Genomic DNA, 21,234 nt, shown 5'->3' with positions numbered 1-21,234 from the left:
GAATCGCGCCGCCGTTGCGGTCATCGATTGCCGAGTCGCAGCAGGAGCGCCAGGCCGCCGACGATCGCGCCGACGGCGCAGATGCCGGGCCAGCCCGCATAGATCAGCGCGACATTGCCGGCTTCCGCGCCGACGGCGACGCCGAACATCGCGCCCGTGATGAGGATGCCGTTCAGGCGGCTGCGCGCGATGGGATCGATCGTGTTGACGATCGTCTGATGCGACACGAGCGCGGCCATCACGCCGAGATCGAACAGAACGGCGCCGATCGCGAGCGCAATCAGCGAGCCCGAGAAAATCCACATGCCGACAAACGATCCGATGACGAGCAGGCAGCCGAGGCGGATCGCTGGCAGCGGCCCCGCGCGGTCGGCGAACCGTCCGAACAGCGGCGCGGCGAGCGCGCCCGCGGCGCCCGCGACGCCGTACGCGCCGGCGACGCCCGAGCCCTGATGGTAGGGCGACGCGGCAAGCACGAGCGCGAGCGTCGACCAGAATGCGCCGAGCGACATCGCGAGGAGTCCTTGCGTATACACCGCCCGTCGCAGCGCCGCATGCTGCCGCCAGAGCTTGACGAGGCTCGCCATCAGTTGCGAATACCGGCCGCCCGCGCTCACGGGCAGCGGCGGCAGGAAGCGCCAGACCGCCAGCACGACGAGGCTTTCGAGCGCCGCCGCGACCGCGTAAATCGCGCGCCAGCCGAATTGCTGCGCGACGAGGCCGCCGAGCGTTCGGGACAGCAATACGCCCGTCAGCAGGCCCGTCGTCACGGTGCCGACGATGCGGCCGCGATGCGCATCGGGCGCGAGCTGCGCCGCCACCGGAATGAAATCCTGGCCGACGCTGCTGAAGAGTCCGATCGCCGCGCTCGTCAGGATGAGCGCCGCATAGTTCGGCGACAGCGCCGCGGCAACGAGCGCGAGAACGAGCAGCAGCCCCTTGCAGACGATCAGCGAGCGGCGGCTCAGCATGTCGCCGAGCGGGGCGAGCAGCAGAATGCCGAGCGCGTAGCCGATTTGCGTGAGCGTCGGCGCCCAGCCGATGAGCTGCGGCGGAACGTCGAAGTCGCGCTGGACGAGGCTGAGTATCGGCTGGATGTAGTACACGTTCGCGACGCCGATCCCGGTCCCGATTGCCAGCAGCAGGACAAGACGTCGCGATAGCGCTTCATGACCCATCGATAACGCGGCAGGTGTCGTCAAGATGTGCTCCTTGCATCGAAGAATGAATGGACAACGCCCATGGGCGAACGGCGCGCGGATGTCGCCGCGCACCGACGCCTGCCGGCGAATGTCGCAGCGCTGATTCCGGCTCGGCCAGCCGAATTGCGATACGGCCCTTTCGCCAATTAGGCGGCCGAATATGATCTCATGCAAATAAATCATATGCGATATTTTTTTGTGCTGTCGCATTCAATCGACAAGAACATATCGATAAAGCGAATCGACTCGAATTTGTCTTATTTCGGGATTTGGCATCCAAATTGCGGGAAATTGGGCGAAAAAATCGCCGGCATTCGGCAAATTAATTGATGTTGCGAATTGACCGTATGCGATCTAATATTGCGCAGCATCGCGTTGAAATCGAAACAACTCATCCAGTCGTTTCTTTGCTAAAACGGCATTTCGGGAGTGCCTGCGGATGCATACCCCATCTCGTTTTTCCTATACCCGGCCCGCCGAACTCGACCTCGACGCGCCCGCGCGCGTTCCGGTCGTGATCGCGGGCGCCGGACTCATCGGCCTCGCGCTCGCTTGCGATCTCGCCCAGCGCGGCGTGGCGAGCGTGGTGCTCGAGGCGCGCGACGCGCCGATCGACGGCTCGCGCGCGATCGTCTTCGCACAACGCAGTCTCGAAATCCTCGCGCGGATGAAGCTCGGCCCCCGGCTGCGCCAACAAGGCGTCAACTGGAAGGTCGGCCGCCTGTATCACCAATCCCGGGAAGTGTTCAGCTTCGACTTCCAGCCGGAGCCGGGATTCGAGTGGCCCCCGTTCATCAACGTCCAGCAGTCCTATATCGAAGCATGGCTCGCGCAAGCATGCGCCGAGAGCGGCCTCGTGGATCTGCGCAGCCGCAGCCGCGTCACCGACGTGATCGGTCGCGACGACGGCGCGACGGTCTCGGTCGAAACGCCGGACGGCGAGTACCGGCTCGATTGCGACTGGCTGATCGCGTGCGACGGCGCGCGCTCGACCGTGCGAAAGGTACTCGATCTGCCGTTCGTCGGGGAGATGTTTCCCGATCGCTTCCTGATCGTCGACATCGAGATGAAGGGCGCGGCGCTTCGCGCCGAGCGCCGCTTCTGGTTCGATCCGCCGTTCCATCCGAAACGGTCGGTGCTGCTGCACAAGCAGCCCGACAACTTGTGGCGCGTCGACTTCCAACTGGGCGCCGACGCCGACCCGGCGCTCGAACGGGAGCCCGAACGCGTCGAGCGACGGTTGCGCGCGATGTTCGGCGACGAAGTGGCGTTCCGGATCGACTGGGTGAGCGTCTATACGTTTCGCTGCCGGCGCCTCGCGCGCTTCGTCCATTCGCGCATCGTGTTCGCGGGCGACAGCGCGCACGAAGTCAGTCCGTTCGGCGGACGGGGCGGCAACGGCGGCCTGCAGGACATCGACAATCTCGGCTGGCGGCTCGCCGCGATCGTTCGCCACGGCGCGCCGGCATCGCTGATCGATTCGTATGGCGATGAGCGCGCATTCGCCGCCGACGAGAATATCCTCAACTCGACGCGCAGCGCGCGCTTCATCTCGCCGGAGAGCCCGGCCGCCGACGTGTTGCGGCGCGCGGCGCTCGCGCTCGCGCGCACGACGCCGTTTGGCCGCGCGCTCGTCAATTCCGGGCGGCTGTCGCGTCCGGCCGTGCTGACGGGCGTCGGGCAATTCGCCGGCGCCGTCGCGCACCCCGGCGTGCTGAAGCCCGGCTCGCCCGCCGTCGACGCGCCCGTCAAGCGCGCCGGCGAGCCCGACTGGCTGCTCGCGCACCTGGGCGGGCCGGGGTACACGCTGCTCGTCTACGGCGATCCCGACGACGCGGCGATCTCCGCGCTCGCCGCCGCGCCGCGCGCCGCGCTGCTCGCCATCGTCGTTGCGTCGCCGGCACGGCCCGCGCACGAGCACGATGCGCCGGGATGCTCGACGCTGTGGGATCACGAAGGCTTCGTCGCGCGGCGCTACGGCCTCGCGCCGGGCAACGCGGTGCTGCTGCGGCCGGATCAGCACGTGCTCGGCTCGTTCGAGCGCGTCGATTCGAGAGCGCTGTGGACGATCCTCGATCGCGCCGTCGGCACGCCGATTCCCCTTTCGTTCGAGGAGACGCAATCATGAGCGGCAACGTGAGCGACAGCTTTGCAACGCCCGTGACGGGGGCGCGCGTTCCGGAGCTCGCCGATCCGGATGCCTATTTTGCGATGCTGGCCGATGCGTGCCGCGATCTCGACGACGCTCAGGGCCATCTGTTCCATGCTCAGCTCGTGCTCGTGCTGATGCATCACATCGCGGACTCCGACGTGTTGCGCGACGCCATCGCGATCGCGCGCGCCGGCATCGACTGATCCGTCGCCCGGCCTCGACCGCTGCTTCACGAGGCCGAATTTCCGGGCGAGCGCGCGAGACGACGCTGCCGCCCATCTTCAATGTGGGCTTTCCGCGATCGAGGGCACGAAACCATGTTCAAGACTACTGAATACCGGCGCGACTCCATTTATCGCCAAGGACTCGAGGATCCGCCCGGACGCATTTTCGTGAGCGGCCAGCAGACGCTGGTGCGTCTGCTGCTCGCGCAGGCCGCCGCCGACCGCGCGGCGGGTCTGAACACTGCGGGCTTCGTGAGCGGATACCGCGGGTCGCCGCTCGGCGGCGTCGACCACGAGCTCTGGCGCGCGAAAGCGCGACTCGAGGACGCGCATATCCGGTTCCAGCCGGCGATCAACGAAGATCTGGCCGCGACGGCGCTGATCGGCACGCAGCGCGTCGAAACCGATGCGACGAGGCGCTACGACGGCGTATTCGGCATGTGGTACGGCAAGGGGCCGGGCGTCGATCGCTCGGGCGACGCGATCAAGCACGGCAATGCGTACGGTTCGTCACCGCACGGCGGCGTGCTCGTCGTGACGGGCGACGACCACGGCTGCGTGTCGTCGTCGATGTCGCACCAGTCGGATCGCACGCTGATCGCGTGGGGCCTGCCCGTGATCCACCCGTCGGGACTCGCCGACTACGAGCGCTGCGGACTGTGGGGCTGGGCGCTGTCGCGCGCATCGGGCCTGTGGGTCGGCTTCAAGGCGATCACCGAGACGGTCGAGGCGTCGGCGTCGGTGCCGACGTTCGAGCCGCCGCATTTCACGCAGCCGCCCGTCGATCCCGGCCCGGACGGACTGCATTGGCGGTGGCCCGATCTGCCGGGCATGCAGATCGAGCGGCGCCATCCATACAAGCTCAAGGCGGCGCGCGCGTTCATGCGCGCCAATCCGCTCGACGAGGCCGTCACGACGCCCGCGCGGCCCGTGCTCGTGATCGCCGCGGTCGGCAAGGCCTATCGCGACGTGCGCGAGGCGCTGCGGCAAGGAGGCGTGTCGCTCGACCAGCTCGAGCGGGCAGGCGTCGCGCTGCTGAAGATCAACGTCGTCTATCCGCTGTCGCCGTTGCTGGAAACATGGGCGCATCGCGCGGGCAAGGTGTTCGTCATCGAGGAAAAGCAGCCTGTCGTCGAGGAGCAGCTCAAGCACTGTCTCTACAACGCGCGGCACGACCGCCGCGCGACGATCGTCGGGAAAGTCGACGAGAAGGGCGCCCCGCTTGTCTCGGAACTGGAGGAGCTGCGCCCGTCGCGCGTTGCGCCGCTGCTTGCGCGACAGCTGAAAGCGTTCGACGTGCCGCTGCGCATCCCGCACGCGTGGGGCGCGGCGCCCGCAGTCCGCGCGCAGGCATGGATCCGGCGCACCCCGTATCTGTGCTCGGGCTGCCCGCACAATACGTCGACGCGCGTGCCGGCGGGCAGCGAGGCGCGTCTCGGCATCGGCTGTCATGCGATGGCGGCGCGGATGCCCGAGCGCGCGACGAGCGGCAGCGTGCAGATGGGCGGCGAGGGCGTCGACTGGCTCGGACAGGCGCCTTTCGTCGATACGCCGCACATTTTCCAGAACATCGGCGACGGCACCTTCTTCCATTCGGGTTATCTCGCGATTCGGCAGGCGATCGCCGCGGGCGCGACCCTCACGTACAAGCTGCTCTACAACGACGCGGTCGCGATGACGGGCGGCCAGCCGGTCGACGGCCAGCTCACCGTCCGCAAGGCGGCCGAGCTCGTGCTGAGCGAGGGCGCGCGGCGCGTCGTCGTCGTGGCCGACGATCCCGGCCGCTACCGGGCGCACGACAGCGTGCCGAAGGGTGTCGAAGTCCATCATCGCGACACGCTCGACGACGTGCAGCGCCAGTTGCGCGACACGCGCGGCGTGAGCGTGCTCATCTTCGATCAAGCCTGCGCGACCGAAGCGCGGCGCAGGAAGAAACGGCAGCCGCCGCCTGCGGTGCAGACCCGGGTCGTGATCAACGAGGCCGTGTGCGAAGGGTGCGGCGATTGCCAGGTGAAGTCCAATTGCCTGTCCGTCGTGCCGGTCGACACGCCGTTCGGACTGAAGCGCACGATCGACGCGCACTCGTGCAACACCGATCTGTCGTGCGTGAAGGGCTTTTGTCCGAGTTTCGTGACGGTCACGGGCACGCCGCGCGAGCGCCGGCCCGCGAAAGCCGATCCCGCCGACGTGATCGCACGCGCCGACGCGCTCGCGCAACCGAAGCCGCGCTCGCTCGACGAGCCGTTCGAGATCATGCTGGTGGGCGTCGGGGGAACGGGCGTCGTCACCGTCGCGAACGCGATCGGACTCGCCGCCCATCTGGACCGACGCTCGGTCAGCGTGCTCGACTTCACGGGCTTCGCGCAGAAGGGCGGCGCGGTGCTCAGTCACATCCGGATCGCGCGCGAGGCGGAGGTGCTGCATCAGTATCGGATCGACCGCGGCGGCGCCGACGCGCTGCTCGCCGCCGATCTGCTCGTCGCCACCGAGGACGACGCGCTGGCGTCGCTCGAACGCGGCAAGACGTTCGTCATTGCGAATACCGCGCAGACACAGACGGGCGCGATGTTGCGCGATGCCGACGCGCGCATCGAGACGGACGCGATCCAGTCGCTGATCGAGAAGGTCGTCGGCGCCGAGCGCTACGACGCGATCGATGCGAAGGCGCTGGCGGCCGAACTGCTCGATCCGATGCAGGCCAACATGCTGCTGTTCGGCTACGCATGGCAGCGCGGCGCGGTGCCCGTGTCGCTCGCGTCGCTGCGCCACGCGCTGGGCCTGCAGGGCGGCCAGGCCGACGCCAAATATCTCGCGTTCTCGTGGGGACGGCTGTGGGCGGCGAATCCGGCATTCGTCGCGCACCATCTCGGCACGGCCGGCGCGACGCCGCCGGGCGCGTGGCGTCCCGTCGGCTTCGTGCGGCGCAAGAAGGAAACCATCGACGAATTGATCGCGTCCCGCACGGCGTTTCTCACGCAATACCAGGACGCGCGTTATGCGGCCCGCTACCGGCGAATGGTCGAGCGCGTGCGCACGGCTGCGGCGCCGCTCGGCGACGTCACGCTCGTCGACGCGGTCGCGCGCATGCTGTTCAAGCTGATGGCCTGCAAGGACGAGTACGAGGTCGCACGTCTGCATACGTCGAAGGCGTTTCTCGACGGCCTGCGCGCGCATTTCGCCGGCCGTGCGAAGCTGACCTTCCACCTCGCGCCGCCGACGCTCGACGCGCGCTCGAAACAGGGCGGCCAGCCGCCGCGCAAGCGCGCCTTCTCGCGCTGGATGGTCCCGGCGTTCCGCGTGCTCGCGGCGGGGCGCGTGCTTCGGCACACGCCGCTCGATCTGTTCGGCTGGACGGCCGAGCGTCGCGACGAGCGCCGTCTCGTCCGCGAATACGAAGAGACGCTCGATCGCCTGCTGCCGCGGCTCACGCGCGACACGCTCGCCGACATCGTCGCATGGGCGAAGACGCCCGATGCGATTCGCGGCTACGGCTACGTGAAGGCGGGCGCGATCGTGAAGGCGCGCGAACGGCAAACCGAGCTCGTCGAGCGGATCCTCAGCGGACACGCGAAGCCGGCGGCGGCATCCGTCGCCGTGCGGGCGCACGACGAGAGCGGCGCCGAGACGGTCGAATGAGTTGAAGGGCGCGCGGGGCCGATGCGCGGGAGCCATGGCCTCGCGCGTCGGTTTCGTGTCTCGCGCTCGCTCGCACGCGGCGGCGAAACCGCCCCGCCCGCCGGGCGGTTTCGGCCGGCGTCAGGCAGCGGCTGGCGCGTGCAGCAGCGACGCGAGTTGCGCGTACTTCGGATTCCGATTCGATGCATCGACGACCCAATCGACGATGCCGGCGCGATTCGCTTGCGCATGCGGAAGACGCGAATAGGCGACGCACTTGTCGAATTTCGCGGCGAGTTCGTTGAGCGTCATCGGGTTCTTCGGGTTGCCTTTCGCGTACGAAACTTCGCCGGACAGCATGCGCCCGTCGACGAGCTGGATCGCGATCTTGATCTTCCCGTGCGTGCCGAGCTCACGGCGCTCGCAATCGGGATCGGTGGTCGGATGAATCTTGCGGCTCACGGCGATCACGTTAGGGCGGCGGATCGCGTCGTCGGTGAAGTCGCCGATGAACAGATCGCCGGTCGCGAGGACCGTCGCGACGTTGTACGCGATGCTGAAGCGCGCCTCGACGACGCTCGTCGGCGCCTGCTTGCGCGCCACCGGCGCGCTGACGAGATCGTAGATCTGCTGATTGGTCTGGATGTCGACGCGCTCGATCTGCGTTGCGTCGAAGCGCTCGCCGTTCGTCAGCGCGAGCGCGAGCGCGGCGGCCGACGTGTTCGGGCGGCAAGTCGGGAACGGCTTGAACGCGATGCCGTCGACGTTCGCGAACGTCTTGCCGAGATCGGCGTCGACCGTCTCGACGGCCGAGCCCGGCTCGAACGCCGAATAATAGCCCCAGCGGCCCGTCAGGAAGTCTCGCGCGCCCGTGAAGCCGTGCGACGCGAGCACGACCGCGCGCACCGCGTTGGCCGCGACGAGCCCTTGCTGGTAGAACACGGTCGGCGCGCCGTCGATCATGCATTGCGTCTCGCCGAGCGCCGACGTGTACGCGATCCCGAGCGCATCGCGCAGCCGATCGCCCTTCAGCCCGTACAGGATGCCCGCCGCCGCAGTGGCCGCGATCACCTTGCACAGATCGTAGCGGCCGCTCTCGAGCAGCGTCTCGCGGCGCGCGCGCGACAGCCGGATCGACAGATCGAGCCCGGCGACGTAGGCGGCGATGAATGCCTGGTGATCGATTTCGTCGGCCTTCAGATCGGCGACGGCGAGCAGCGGCGGAAGAATCGCGACACTCGGATGCGTGCCGAGCGGATCGGCGACGTCGTCGAAATCGAGCGCGCGCGCGGCCGCGCCGTTCAGGAGCGCGGCGGACGGCGCGGGCAGGCGGCGCGCGCGGCCGATCGCGCGCGCTTCGGGCAGGCCGCCCCAGTGCTCGATGACGCCGGCGAGCAGCTCGACCTCGGCGTCGCGCGATCCGGCGATCGATACGCCGAGAATGTCGATCAGCGAATGCTTCGCGATTTCGATCGCAGCGGGATCGATCTTCGAATACGTGAGGGTGTCGCAGTACCGCGTGATGTTGGATTCGAGACTCACGGCAACTCCGCTATGGTGGAAGGTCAGGAAATCGATTGAAACGGTCGCGCCGGCATGGCGCGCGGTTCGGCCGCTCGGCGAGCGCGGTCAGGCGGGATCGGCGTCCGCCACGCTGACGAGCAACGCGCCGGCCTCGACGTTCTCCGCCGCCGCGACGTGCACGGTCTCGATTCGGCAGCGACGCGGCGCAGCCAGCGTCATCAGCATCTTCATCGCCTCGATGCGGACGACCGGCGCGCCTTCGTCGACGACGTCCGATTCGGCGACCAGGATTTCGGCAACGCGCGCGGGCATCGGCGCAGTAATCGCCGCGTGCGCGGCGCGTCCGCGCTCGCGGCGCGTTCCGTTCGAGCCGCGCGGTGCGCCGCGCGTGCCGATGGTTCGATGAATGCCGGCGTAGTCGAGCGTCATGCCGCCTCGCGCGGCGGGCGTCAGCAGCACATCGTGATGCGCGCCGTCCGCTTCGGCGACGAGCCTGACGACGCCGTCCGGCAGCGATTCGCGGGATATCAAGCGAAGCAGCAGCGCGCAGCCGTCGCCGAACGTCGCGCGATAGACGTCGGGCTCGAGGGTCTGGACGTCGATCCGCACGGGCGGTTCGTCTTCCGGCGCGTCGCTCAACGCGCCCGTATAAGTTGTGCGAAGCAGGGGGATGCTCATGCGAGCGCTCCTCGTCGTGGTTGACAGGACTCGTCGAACGGGCGCCGTCACGGCAGCCACGAGCGTCGGTCGTTCCGGATCACCCATGCGGAAGGAACCGACGCACGGTTAGTCGGCTCGCTCGTTCTCGGCGCAAGCGTCGGCGTGCCGACGTGCGCGGCGAGCGCGGCGAGCGCGTGCAGCACGCGCACCGTGCCGTCCGGCATGCCGTGCGCGAACGGGAAATCGCGCGTCACCGAGAGGTCGTAGCGCCCGAGCCGGAAAGGCGGATGATCGATCAGCCAGCGATGGAACGGCAGGTTCGTGCTGAAGCCCGCGATCGCGAGTTCGCTCAACGCGTCCTGTGCGCGGCGCAGCGCGATCTCGCGCGTCGCGCCGTCGACAATCAGCTTCAGGCACAGGCTGTCGAAGCGCGTCGACTGCCGTGCGCCGGCGTGGACGCCCGAGTCGATGCGAACGCCCGGCCCTTCGGGCACGCGGTAGTGCGAGACTACGCCGCCCGTCGGCAGGAAGTCCGCATGCGCGTCCTCCGCGCACACGCGGAACTCGATCGCGCAACCGCGAAAGCGCACGTCGCCCTGAGACAACCCGAGCGGCTCGCCCGCCGCGGCGCGCAGCATCTGCTCGACGATGTCGACGCCGGTGACGGCCTCGCTGACCGGATGCTCGACCTGGATCCGCGCGTTCATCTCGATGAAGTAGAAGCGCTCGTCGCCCTCGACGAGAAATTCGACGGTGCCCGCGCTGTCATAGCCGACCTCGCGTGCGACGGCGAGCGCGGATTCGTGCAGCCGCTCGCGCAACGCGTCCGACAGCGAGGGGGCGGGCGCCTCCTCGACGATCTTCTGCCGCCGTCGCTGCACGCTGCATTCGCGCGTGCCGAGATGCAGCAGATTGCCGTGGCGATCGCCGAGCACCTGCACTTCGATATGGCGAATCCGCTCGCCGAGGAAGCGCTCCAGGTAAATTGCGTCGCTGCCGAACGCGAGCTCGGCCTCGCGGCGAACCTCGGCGAGCGCCGACTCGACCTGCTCGGCGCGCTCGACGACGCGGATCCCGCGACCGCCGCCGCCGAGCGCCGCCTTGATGAGGATCGGAAAGCCGATCTCGTGCGCGGCGGGGACCGCTTGCGCGTCGCTCGACACGATCGCGCCCGGCACGACAGGCACCGCCGCCCGCTGCGCGGCGACGCGCGCCTCGATCTTGTCGCCGGTGCGGCGGATTGCCTCCGCGTGCGGTCCGACGAAGACGAGCCGCTTCGCCGCGCACGCGGCCGCGAATTCCGCGTTTTCGGCAAGCGGCCCGTAGCCGGGCGCGACCGCGTCCGCGCGCACCGCCTGCGCGATCGAAACGACCGTGTCGATCAGCGTCGCCGGATTCCATGCGTCGATGTGAAACGACGAATCGGCTGCGAGCACGAAGCCGGCGTTGCGATCGTCGTCGGTGTAGATCGCGACGGTCTCGATATCGAGCAGCCGGCAGGTACGGACGAAGCGCAGCGCGATTTCGCCGCGGCAGCACAGCAGCACGCGCTTGATGCTCATGTCGTGCGCTCCGACGGCGCGCGCGCCGCTTGCTCGAGACCTCGGCCGAGCACCGTGTGCGCACGCGTGAATTCGCCTGCGCTCACGGCGCCCGCGACCGACACCTCGCCGGCGAGCGCGACGGCCGCCGCGATTTCCGCGAGCTTGCGCGCGTCGTCCTCGCAGCCGAGCATGCGCAGGCATTCCTGCTGCGCGGGCAGGCGCGTGCCGCCGCCGACGACGCCGACGATCACGTTCGGCAACGTGACGGCCGCCAGCAGGTCGCCGTTGTCGAGCACGTCGAACGTCGTGCACGCGTTCTTGAACGACACGGTGACGAACGCCGGATCCTGGCCGCATGCGATGAACAGCGCGGTCAACGCGTTGGCGACGTGGATGTTCGGCGCGGTTGCGCCGCGCTGCGCGAGCAGCGTGTTGCACGCCTGCAGGAAGCGGCGCATGCGCGCAGGCGTCGTGCGCAATCGCGCTTCGACCAGTTCGGCCGGAATGCGCGCGCTCGCCGACACGTAGCGGCCCTTCGCCTGATCGCCGACGAAGCGCTTGTCGCCGCCGAGCGTGTTCAGGTAGCCCTCGACGAACTGCGGACATTGCTCGGCGATGTATCGGCAGGCCGCCTCGTTCGCCTTCGTCGCCATGTTCAGGCCCATCGCGTTGCCTGTTTCGTATGTGAACGCGAGGCCGACCAGATCGCCTTGCAGCAGCGGCGTGACTTCGAGCAGACGCGCATGCCGGCTCGTCGCGTTCGCGGCCTCGACGATCCGCGCGACATGGGCGCGCAGCCACGCGTCGAACGCGCTCGCGTGGTTCGCCGAGCGCAGCACGATCGCCGAGACTTTTGTGAGCGCATCGCCGAGGAAGCGGTATGCGGGCCGCTCGCTGTCCGGAAGCGCGTTGTCGAGCAGCGTCGTCGTGCAACCGCCGCTGTCGGAGATGAGACTCATGCCGCGGGAAAAGGATGCGACGAGCGCGCCTTCCGTCGTCGCGAGCGGCACGACGAATTCGCCGCTCGCATGCGCGCCGGTGATCTTGAGCGGCCCCGCGAGTCCGAGCGGGATGCCGACGAAGCCGGTGAAGTTCTCGCACGTGCCTTTGACGGCTTCGGGCGAGACAGGCTCGCCGCCGAGATGCGGGTAGCGCCCGCCCGTCAAATTCTCGACCCAGCGCAAGCGGGCTTCGATCTGCGCGGCGGCGTAGTCGTTTTGCGAATCCCTCGGAATGCCCATTTGCGCTCTCTTTATAGTTGAATGTTCGAATGGCGGCGGCTCGGCGCGCCCGGAATCTTGTCGCGAAGCAGCGCGAAGGTCGACGTCACCGTGTTGCGCAGCTCGGCAGGCTCGACGAGTCCCTCGATATAGGTGCGGCTCGCCGAATAGCGCGCGCTCGCATGCGCGTCGCGATATTCCTCGATCAACCTGCCGCGATGCTCGACCGCATCCGGCGCGTTCGCGAGCGCCTTGCGGAAGATCACGTCGACCGCGGCCTCGGGCCCCATCACCGATATCTCCGCAGACGGAAACGCATAGATCATGTCCGTCGCGGACCGGTTCGCGAGTGTCGGATAAGCACCGCCGTACGCCTTGCGCAAGACCACCGCGACCTTCGGCACGACCGCTTCGCAGTACGCGTGCATCAGCTTCGCGCCCGCGCCGATCACGTTCGAGCGCTCCTGCTGCTTGCCGGGCAGGTAGCCCGGCACGTCGACGAGCGTGAGGATCGGAATGCCGAACGCATCGCAGGTGCGAACGAATCGCGCGGCCTTTTCCGATGCGTCGATGTCGAGGCAGCCGGCAAGCCACGCCGACTGGTTCGCGACGATGCCGACGCTTTGGCCGCCGATGCGCGCGAAGCCCACCACGATGTTGCGCGCGTAGAGCCGGTGCACTTCGAGGAACGCCCGGTCGTCGGCCAGCAGCTCGATCAGCTCCCGCACGTCGAACGGCTCGGTCTTGCTCACGGGAACGATGTCGGCGATGCCGTCGAGCGTGCGAGGCAGCGTTGTGGGCCCGTGCGTCGGCGGAACGGGCGACGCGTTGTTCTGCGGCAGATACGAAAGCAGTTCGCGCGCGAGCGCGAGCGCCTCGTCGCCGGATTCGACGAGAAAGTGCGCGAGGCCGGTTTCGGCCGCGTGCAGATGTCCGCCGCCGATTTCCTCCCTCGTGACTTCCTCGCCGGTCGCGCGCCGAATCACCGCGGGGCCCGTCAGAAACAGCGCGGACTCCTGATCGACCATCACGATGAAGTCGGTGAGCGCGGGCGTATAGGCCGCGCCGCCGACGCAGTCGCCGAGAATCAGCGACACCTGCGGCACGACGCCCGATGCGCGCACCGTCTTGTAGAACACGTGGCTGAATTGGGAGTCGGCGTCGACGCCTTCATGGATGCGCAGGCCCGACGAATGATTGAGCGCGACGACCGGCACGCCGATGCGCAGCGCGAGATCCAGCACCTTGCCGATCTTCAGCGCGTGGACGCGGCTCGAGCTGCCGCCGAGAAAGCCGCCGTCGTGCGCATAGACGAGGACGGGGCGCTGGCCGATCGTGCCATGACCCGTCGCGATGCCGTCGCCTCGCTGCTTTCGGCGATCCGCGCCGAACCAGGTGCAATCGTGCTCGGCGAGGGCGTCGAGCTCGCGAAACGAGCCCGGGTCCAGCAGTTCCCGAATCCGCCGGACGTGAGCGGGGGGCTCTGCCGCTTGCGCTTGCCGTTCGCGGGAACGTTCTTCTACACCGGAAAAATCACTCATCGAATCGCCCTGAACATGGTTCGATGGCGCAATCGCCGTACTTCGCCCGGTGCAGCAACGAGTCAACGGCGATGCTCGGGTAAATGGGAACCGGATTGGACACAGGAACAATCCGCTAGCGAGAATAAATCATGAGCGATTTAATCGCAATACACCATAATTTGTTCGCCTAAAAGTGCGATCCATGCGGCGGCCGGCGCTCAACCGGCTCGACCGGCTCGCGCGAGGAAGCGCGAAAACGCGATGCCAAGGTCGCACTGGCGAGGCGGCGGACGGCTGGACGGAAATCGATGAACGGATACGGGCGCCGACGTCGGCGCCGCAGGAGAGGCGGGAGAAGAGCGGCGAGAGCGAAGCGGGGCGATTCTGACGAGGCGGAGGCCGGCGGCCAGCGCCGCACCCCTTACTCTTCGGCGGAAGTCGCGATGGTGTTCAACACCGAATCGACGAGCGCGAGCTGATCGGCCGCGACGCCGTGCAACAGCTTGCCCTTGATGTGCTTGACCATCGTATCGACCTGCTCACCGACCCGACGGCCGGCTTCGGTCAGATACAGCGTCTTCGCGCGGCGGTCCGACGTGTCGTCTCGGCGCACGACGAGTCCGGCTTCCTCGAGCTGATCGAGCAAGCGGACGAGCGAGTGGCCTTCGATGCCGAGATGCTCGGCCAGCGTACGCTGGCGCAAGCCTTCCCCGAGCTTGTAGATGAGCCACAGCGGCGTGGAGGTTGCTTCGGAGAGATTCAGCTTGCTAAGTTCGACGTCGGCGACCTTGCGCCACATGCGCGCTGCTCGCTGGAGGCGCAGGCAGAACGTATCTTCGGCAAGAGAGAGCAAACTGGAAGACATTCAACGTGACCAACTTAAAAATAAACGGTATTCGGCGCATGCGGGCCGCCGCGAATAGCGGGGTGCGCAGTGCGTCGCGCTTGCCGGGCAACGTCCACGAATGCTGCCGCCCTCGGGCTTTGCGACAGACGCACGGCTTGTAGAACAATTTTTTCAATATAGCATATGTGCCATTGCCATTCGCGTGGGCCCGGTACTGGTAACTACCGAGTTGACGCGTTTTCGGCTTCGCCAGGGCGATGCTTCGCCGATGCGAACGCACACGCCGATTGAGTCGCCCCCGCAAGCCGGTCCTGCATGTTTTCCGGGACGCGGCGATCAGATCGCGCCAATCCGCGAGCCTGTGCCGGAAGCGCTCCCGCTGTTCGAGCAACGCCGGCGCGTCGTCCGGCGGACGCGGTTTCGAGCGCAACGCCGGACGTCGTCGATCGCATCGAACCCGATCGACTCGACGCCGGGGTGGCGTTTCCCGGCCACGCGCGCAATCGAGTCACTCACGAGCCCCATGCCGACTACGCCGAACCGTTCGACGGAAAAGCGTCCCATCCGGATACCTCATCGAGCGCGAAATTGCTCGTCGATTTCCGCTATATTCCTCAATATACATCTCGAACGACTAATATCACCGCGATGCAAAAGTTGGATGATGGGGCAGATTTTGCGTCGCGACGCCGGCTGATGCCCCCTCATTTCCGGGAGAAGAAATGGCACGGTTCCGATACTCGATTGGAGAAACGCGCAGCGATTGGGTCGCGCTGCGCCCGGTCGCGCGACACGACGTGCACAGCGCGGTTCAGCCGCCGAAAGACGACGTGCCGACGCATCGCCTCTCCAATCAGGCGGCGCTCGCGTCCGCGTTCTCCAAGCTGTTCTTCATGTTCGCGGCGGAGCACGACGCGAGTTCGCTGCTGTCGTTCACAGTCGACTGCCGGCGCACGCCCGAGCCCGGCAGTACGTGCCTGCTTGCGTGGAGAGTGGAGGCGGTCGAACCGCATGCCGGGCTTCGTGGCGACGTCGTCCGTTTCAGCGGCAGGGCGTGGCTGCCGGATGGAACGACCGTGCTGTCCGGGGCCGCGCGAGCGGTCGTCCATCCGGCGAGCCGCGTCGATCTGGACGACGATTCGGAAGACGAGGAACGATATCGCCCACGCCCCGCGTCACCGGCTTGAGCGGCTCACGCCGACGCGCGGAACCGCTTGCGCTTCGGTGCATCGACAACCAACCAAATTAGATTGCATGCGATCTAATCTCGTGCGACTATTGTACACGCGGATCGATTCCGCCGAGCAGAGCGAAGTGGCCGGCCCTGTCGTTCGGGCCCGTGCCGTCGGCTCGAGCCCGGTTCGCCGATCCTTCCGTCGCATCCAGAACCCGAGGGTGTGAGCGAGAGGCCGTATGCGGCGCGCCGTTCGGTCGGCGCAGTCGGTTGTGATGCATGGGCGCACTGCGTTCGCGGCCGACTCGTTTCGCTCAGCACGTTGATTAGACGATAAGCAATGCAAAGTTGTTGCGAGACATCGCCCGCGCGTTCTCGCCGTTTGCCGCGGGCCATGCGGCAAACGGCGTCGGGGTGAGCGTTTGCAGCGCGATCAACCATTCCGGAGAGCAGGAGTCCGTCGTGTCCAGTATTTCCGCCGAAAGTCAGTTTCGTTCGCCTTACCTGAAAATCTACCGTTCGTACGATGAACCTTTGACGGTCATCTGCTCGCTGCTGTCCCGCGCGGACAACGCGCCGCTCGACGAGCGCCGCAGAGATCCGAACCTGCTGCTGAACTCCACGGGCGAGCTGATCAAGGATCCCGCCGTCGAAACGAGCGCCTTCGAGCGCAACCCGAACCTTGCGTTCGAAAAATGGACTGAGTATTGGCGGAAGGTGCACGGGCCGCGCTTCGTCTATGCTCAGCCGCCCGAAGCGAACGGCATCCAGCATCTGCTGCGCTACGACCAGATTCACCGGTTGCCAGCCGGCCCATCGAGCAGCGCGCCGCTGCCTTACGAGCCGCCCGTCGACCGTAACGGCAAGCTGTTCGATACCGTAATCGGCCATATTCCCGAATACCGCCGTCCGCAGTGGGACGGCATCGCATACCTCGGCTTCGAGAACGTCGAAGGGTTGCAGGCGGTATTCAGTCAGCCGGAAATCGCGGCAAAGGTCTTGCCCGAGGATCAGGCGATTTTCCGCGAGCTGTGCCCGGTGCTCGCTCGACAGCACATCATCGTGCCGAGCGAAACGCAGCGCGAGTCGTTTTTGCTCGTCAAGGTCGCGCGTCGCAAGGCATCGCTGTCTCGCGCCGATTTCCACGACGCGTGGTTGAACCAGTACGCGAAGCAAGTGCTCGCCCAGCCGGCGACGAGCCGCTATGTCAAGCGCTACGTTCAGTTGCACAACATCGGTCCGACGCAGGAAGGGCAGCCGTTCTTCCATTCGGTCGGGCACACGATCGACGGCGTGTCGATCCTCGCGTTCACGTCGATCAACGATCTCGAGGATTTCCTGCTCGATCCCGGCGTGGTGCGGCTTGCCGAAGAAGAAACAAAACTCGTCGCGGACGATGCAAGCGAATACTGGACGGCGCTCGCATACCAGGTGGTCAATCAGATTTTTCCGGAAACGGCGACGCGATGATTGCGGCTGTCCCGCGCGGCGAATGCGGCGCGCGAGTCGTCAGCCAAGCGTTCCAACGCGCATGACGGCGTCGGCGCGCCGACATAATGCGGCCGCGCCGGCGGAGAAAGACGGCGGTCGCAATAAGTTAAGTAGGCTGGAGTGAGGCAAGGACCTGCGGGCATGTGCTGCGGGAGATCATCTGCTTTGTCGGAGCCTGACTGTGGATCACTACGATTTCGATGTGTTGATTGGCGCAACGCTTCCCGCGAACCGGACATCTCCCGAGGCGGAGTTGCACGCCGAAGCGGGCCGCCGATCCTTCTCCGGCACGTCGAGCGGCGACCGCGGTTCGCATGTCGAGCCGGCCGGAACGCAAGAGGGCCGCCATGACGCATGCTGACTGGTCCCCATCCTCCTGGCGCGATCGGCCGATCCACCAGGTGCCGAGCTATCCCGACTCGGCGAAGCTCGCGGCGTCGGAGGAGCAACTGAGGCGGTTGCCGCCGCTCGTGCTCGCATCAGAAATTCGCGATCTCAAGGCGCAGCTCGCGGACGTCGCGCGCGGCAAGGCCTTCCTTCTGCAAGGGGGAGATTGCGCAGAGTCGTTCGCCGAGTTTCATCCGAATGCGGTGCGCGATTTGCTCCGCGTGTTCCTGCAGATGTCGACGGTGCTTGCGTTCAGCACCGGGCTTCCCGTCGTCAAGGTAGGCCGCATCGCAGGGCAGTTCGCGAAGCCGCGCAGTTCGCCCGACGAAACCGTCGGCGACGTCACGCTGCCGAGCTATCGCGGCGACATCATCAATGGCATCGAATTCACGGCGGCCGCGAGGCGACCGGACCCCGAGCGCGTGCTCAAGGCCTATTCCCAGGCAGCGGCAACGCTCAACCTGCTGCGCGCGTTGAGCCACGGCGGATTCGCCGACATGCGTCAAGTGCAGGAATGGAATGCCGGCTTCGTCGCGTCCGCGCCGCAGGGGCAGCGTTATCGGCAGATCGCGTGCCGCATCGAACAGGCGCTCGTGTTCATGAACGCGTGCCGCGTATCGCCGGAGTCGGTGCGCTCGCTGCGCGAAACCGATCTCTACACGAGCCACGACGCACTGCTCCTGCATTACGAAGAGGCGTTGACTCGGCAGGATGCGCTGACGGCGGAATGGTACGACTGCTCCGCGCACATGCTGTGGATCGGCGAGCGCACGCGCGGCGCCGACGACGCGCACATCGAGTTCCTGCGCGGCGTCTCGAATCCGATCGGGCTCAAATGCGGCCCGACGATCAAGCCCGACGATCTGTTGCGGCTGATCGACGTGCTCAATCCGGACAACGAACCGGGCCGCCTCACGCTGATCGCGAGAATGGGCGCGGAAAAGCTCCCCGAGTTGCTGCCGCGCCTCGTGCGAATGACGAAGAGCGAAGGGCGCGAAGTGATCTGGTCGATCGATCCGATGCATGGCAACACGATCAAGTCGGCATCCGGATACAAGACGCGCCGCTTCGAGAGCATTTTGCTCGAGGTCGAGCGCTTCTTCGATGTCCACGAGGCGGAACGCACGCATGCGGGCGGCCTGCATCTCGAAATGACGGGAACCGACGTGACGGAATGCACGGGCGGCGGGCAGCAGATTCGAGACGATCAGTTGTGCGAACGCTATCACACGCATTGCGATCCGCGCCTGAACGGATCGCAGGCGCTCGAGCTCGCGTTCCTGGTTTCGGAAAAACTGTCGGCCAGGCGCGATCCGCGCGAAAGCCTCCAGCACGACGAAGCCGCGTGATCCGGCTCACCGGTCGCGCGATTGCCCATGCGATCCATCCGCCGTACGCGATGCGCCGGTTCGTCGTGCGTCGCGTGCGCCCAACATAGTCAGCCGACGAGGACTCCATGTCGACGACAAACGTCTCGAATTTCGACATCATTTTTGAACCGGTTTCGCTGGGCAGTCTGCGCGCGCCCAACCGCATCGTCATGGCGCCGATGACCCGGCGGCAATCGCCGAACGGCATTCCCGACCGCGAAGTCGCACGCTATTACGCGAAGCGCGCCGAAGGCGGCGTCGGCTTCATCATCACCGAAGGAACGTACGTCGATCACCCGGTCGCGGGCGGATTCGCCGACGTGCCGCATTGCTTCGGCCAGTCAGCGCTCGACGGCTGGAAGCGCGTCGTGGAAGGCGTGCACGATGCCGGAAGCGCGATCGCGGCGCAGCTCTGGCACCTCGGCAACGTGCGTCGGCGCGGCACGCCGCCTCATCCGGAATGGCCGAGCATCGGACCCGAGCGCATCGTCGAAGACGGCGTGATCATGGTCGAGAAAATGACGGACGCCGACGCGCGCGACATCGCGGCGTCGTTCGCGCGCGCCGCCTACGATGCGGTCGAGACCGGCTTCGACGCGATCGAACTGCATGGCGCGCACGGCTATCTGTTCGACCAATTCCTGTGGGCGAGCATGAATAGGCGCGCCGACGCATACGGCGGCTTGCTCGAGAACCGCCTGCGACTGTCGACCGAAGTGGCTGCGGCGGTGCGAAAGGCAGTCGGCGCGAGCGTGCCGATCGTCTTCAGATTCTCGCAATGGAAGGTGCAGGACTACACCGCGCGCATCGTCGAATCGTCGGGCGAGCTCGAGACGATGCTCGATGCGCTCGTCGCCGCAGGTGTCGACATCTTCGACGTCAGCACGCGCCGCTTCTGGGAGCCCGCGTTTCCGTCCGAAAGCGACACCGATCTCGCGTCGCTCGTCCGGAAGCTGTCCGGCAAGCCGGTGATCATGGTCGGCAGCATCGGGATCGACAACGCATTCTCGGCGGCGCAGGTGCGCGGCGCGGAAGGCCTGTCGGTCGGCGTCGAGAATCTCGATCGCGCGGTGGCGCGAGTCGAGGCGGGCAGGGCGGATTGCATCGCGCTCGGCCGCGCCTTGCTGGCCGACCCGGCGTGGCCCGCGAAAGTGCGGGCGGGCGAGTACGATCGGATCGTTCCGTACCGCAAGGACATGTTCTCGACGTTGACCTGACGGCGCACGCGACGCTCAGGCGGCCGCCGACGTCAGCCGCGAACGGAGACGACAATCTTGCCGAATGGCCCGCGATCGAGGTGCTCGAATGCGGCGCGCACGTCGGAGAACGGATAGATCGAGTCGACGACCGGTTTGATCGCGTGCCGATCGATTGCGCGGACGAACGCTTCGAACGACTGCCGGCTGCCTACCGAGACACCGTGGATCGACGCGCGCGTCAGCATCAGCGCAATCGCATCGATGTGCACCTTCGGGCTCCCCAGAAAGCCGACCTGGACGATATGACCATGATCCGCGACCGCGCCGACCGAATGCATCACATTGTCGCCGCCGATGAGCTCGACGATGACGTTCGCACCTCGGCCAGCGGTGAGCGCGAGGACGGCATCCTCCCATTTCGGCGTGCGCGTCGTGTTGATGCCCGCCCATGCGTCGAGCGTCCGCGCACGCGCGAGCTTGTCATCGTGACGGGACAGCACGACGACCTTCGCGTCGAGTGCGCGCGCGATCTGCAGGCCGAAGAGTGCGACGCCGCCGGTGCCCTGTACGACGACGGCCTGTCCCGGCGCGAGCTGTCCGCGTTCGACGAGCGCAACCCAAGCGGTCACGCCGGCGACGGGCAATGTCGATGCCTCGGCGTCGGACAGAGACGCGGGTGCGATGACGGCCGCCGATTCGGGCAGCACGACGTATTCGGCGAGCATGCCGGGCAACGGCCCGCCGAGCGAACGTTCCGACGTACGCATCTCGGGAGGCAGCGTGGCGCCGATCCATGGCGTCCAGAAATTGCCCATCACGCGGTCGCCCGATTTGAAGCGCTCGACGTTGGCGCCCGTCTCGACGACTTCGCCGCACATGTCGGAGACGGGCGTGAAGGGCATCGCAGGCTGCGTCGACATCAACCGACCTTCGATCACGAGCTTGTCTCGATAATTCAATGACACGGCCGCCACGCGCACGAGCAATTCCCCGGCGCCGGGTTTCGGCACGGGTCGTTGCGCCAGTGCGAGGCGGTCAATGCCGAATGCGTCGAGTTCCCAGATCTTCATCGTCTGCGCCATCTGTCGCCCCGTCCGAGAAC

General features: G+C 66.9%; 16 protein-coding genes. 8 read left to right on the top strand and 8 right to left on the bottom strand.

Going from position 1 to position 21,234, the window contains the following annotated elements; translation table 11 throughout:
* Window positions 1-20 precede the first annotated feature (20 nt).
* Window positions 21-1,202, bottom strand: coding sequence for an MFS transporter (locus WS69_RS06885; RefSeq protein WP_226382825.1), 1,182 nt, complete (start codon window positions 1,200-1,202; stop codon window positions 21-23).
* A 439-nt stretch (window positions 1,203-1,641) separates the two neighbouring features.
* Between WS69_RS06885 and WS69_RS06880 the strand changes: the two genes are divergently transcribed.
* The 3 genes from WS69_RS06880 to WS69_RS06870 all read left to right on the top strand — a co-directional run bounded on the left by WS69_RS06880 (window position 1,642) and on the right by WS69_RS06870 (window position 7,214).
* On the top strand, window positions 1,642-3,330 hold the full coding sequence (locus WS69_RS06880) for an FAD-dependent monooxygenase (protein ID WP_082716008.1): 1,689 nt from the start codon (window positions 1,642-1,644) through the stop codon (window positions 3,328-3,330).
* A complete protein-coding gene (locus tag WS69_RS06875) occupies window positions 3,327-3,557 on the top strand; it encodes a DUF2783 domain-containing protein (protein WP_059470047.1) in 231 nt (76 codons plus the stop codon). The genes WS69_RS06880 and WS69_RS06875 overlap by 4 nt, the downstream gene beginning before the upstream one ends.
* A 114-nt stretch (window positions 3,558-3,671) precedes the next feature.
* Window positions 3,672-7,214 carry an indolepyruvate ferredoxin oxidoreductase family protein gene (locus tag WS69_RS06870; RefSeq protein ID WP_059470046.1) on the top strand — a complete coding sequence of 1,181 codons (3,543 nt, stop codon included), beginning with the start codon at window positions 3,672-3,674 and terminating at the stop codon, window positions 7,212-7,214.
* A gap of 120 nt (window positions 7,215-7,334) precedes the next feature.
* On the opposite strand, the gene WS69_RS06865 is transcribed toward WS69_RS06870, so the two are convergent.
* From WS69_RS06865 to WS69_RS06835, 6 genes are all read right to left on the bottom strand, one after another.
* Complete coding sequence (locus WS69_RS06865) at window positions 7,335-8,735, bottom strand: MmgE/PrpD family protein (protein ID WP_059470045.1); 1,401 nt, start codon at window positions 8,733-8,735, stop codon at window positions 7,335-7,337.
* An 87-nt stretch (window positions 8,736-8,822) separates the two neighbouring features.
* On the bottom strand, window positions 8,823-9,395 hold the full coding sequence (locus tag WS69_RS35255) for an acetyl-CoA carboxylase biotin carboxyl carrier protein subunit (protein WP_269434735.1): 573 nt from the start codon (window positions 9,393-9,395) through the stop codon (window positions 8,823-8,825).
* 47 nt (window positions 9,396-9,442) lie between these two features.
* Window positions 9,443-10,939 (bottom strand): acetyl-CoA carboxylase biotin carboxylase subunit, encoded by a 1,497-nt coding sequence (locus tag WS69_RS06855; RefSeq protein WP_059470043.1) that lies wholly within the window; start codon window positions 10,937-10,939, stop codon window positions 9,443-9,445.
* Window positions 10,936-12,162: a hydroxymethylglutaryl-CoA reductase gene (locus WS69_RS06850; protein WP_059470042.1), complete on the bottom strand. Its 1,227-nt coding sequence runs from the start codon at window positions 12,160-12,162 to the stop codon at window positions 10,936-10,938. Before WS69_RS06850 ends, WS69_RS06855 begins: the two co-directional genes overlap by 4 nt.
* A gap of 11 nt (window positions 12,163-12,173) precedes the next feature.
* A complete protein-coding gene (locus WS69_RS06845) occupies window positions 12,174-13,682 on the bottom strand; it encodes an acyl-CoA carboxylase subunit beta (protein ID WP_059470041.1) in 1,509 nt (502 codons plus the stop codon).
* A 403-nt stretch (window positions 13,683-14,085) separates the two neighbouring features.
* Window positions 14,086-14,529 carry a MarR family transcriptional regulator gene (locus tag WS69_RS06835; protein WP_226382826.1) on the bottom strand — a complete coding sequence of 148 codons (444 nt, stop codon included), beginning with the start codon at window positions 14,527-14,529 and terminating at the stop codon, window positions 14,086-14,088.
* A gap of 704 nt (window positions 14,530-15,233) precedes the next feature.
* Here WS69_RS06835 and WS69_RS06825 point away from each other — a divergent pair.
* From WS69_RS06825 to WS69_RS06810, 5 genes are all read left to right on the top strand, one after another.
* The gene (locus tag WS69_RS06825) at window positions 15,234-15,698 is read left to right on the top strand and encodes a hypothetical protein (RefSeq protein WP_059470037.1); all 465 of its coding nucleotides are present in this window, start codon (window positions 15,234-15,236) and stop codon (window positions 15,696-15,698) included.
* A gap of 449 nt (window positions 15,699-16,147) precedes the next feature.
* Window positions 16,148-17,155: an EthD domain-containing protein gene (locus WS69_RS06820; protein ID WP_226382827.1), complete on the top strand. Its 1,008-nt coding sequence runs from the start codon at window positions 16,148-16,150 to the stop codon at window positions 17,153-17,155.
* Between the two features lie 202 nt (window positions 17,156-17,357).
* A complete protein-coding gene (locus WS69_RS33040) occupies window positions 17,358-17,537 on the top strand; it encodes a hypothetical protein (RefSeq protein WP_156437976.1) in 180 nt (59 codons plus the stop codon).
* Window positions 17,524-18,912 carry a class II 3-deoxy-7-phosphoheptulonate synthase gene (locus WS69_RS06815; protein ID WP_059470036.1) on the top strand — a complete coding sequence of 463 codons (1,389 nt, stop codon included), beginning with the start codon at window positions 17,524-17,526 and terminating at the stop codon, window positions 18,910-18,912. The genes WS69_RS33040 and WS69_RS06815 overlap by 14 nt, the downstream gene beginning before the upstream one ends.
* Window positions 18,913-19,019: 107 nt before the next feature.
* The gene (locus WS69_RS06810; RefSeq protein WP_059470035.1) at window positions 19,020-20,150 is read left to right on the top strand and encodes an oxidoreductase; all 1,131 of its coding nucleotides are present in this window, start codon (window positions 19,020-19,022) and stop codon (window positions 20,148-20,150) included.
* Window positions 20,151-20,182: 32 nt separating this feature from the next.
* On the opposite strand, the gene WS69_RS06805 is transcribed toward WS69_RS06810, so the two are convergent.
* Complete coding sequence (locus tag WS69_RS06805; RefSeq protein WP_226382828.1) at window positions 20,183-21,202, bottom strand: zinc-dependent alcohol dehydrogenase family protein; 1,020 nt, start codon at window positions 21,200-21,202, stop codon at window positions 20,183-20,185.
* Window positions 21,203-21,234: the final 32 nt, after the last annotated feature.

Source organism: Burkholderia sp. BDU5 (genome assembly GCF_001522845.1).
GTDB classification, from domain to species: Bacteria; Pseudomonadota; Gammaproteobacteria; order Burkholderiales; family Burkholderiaceae; genus Burkholderia; species Burkholderia mayonis.
This window is presented reverse-complemented; position numbering and strand designations above follow the sequence as displayed.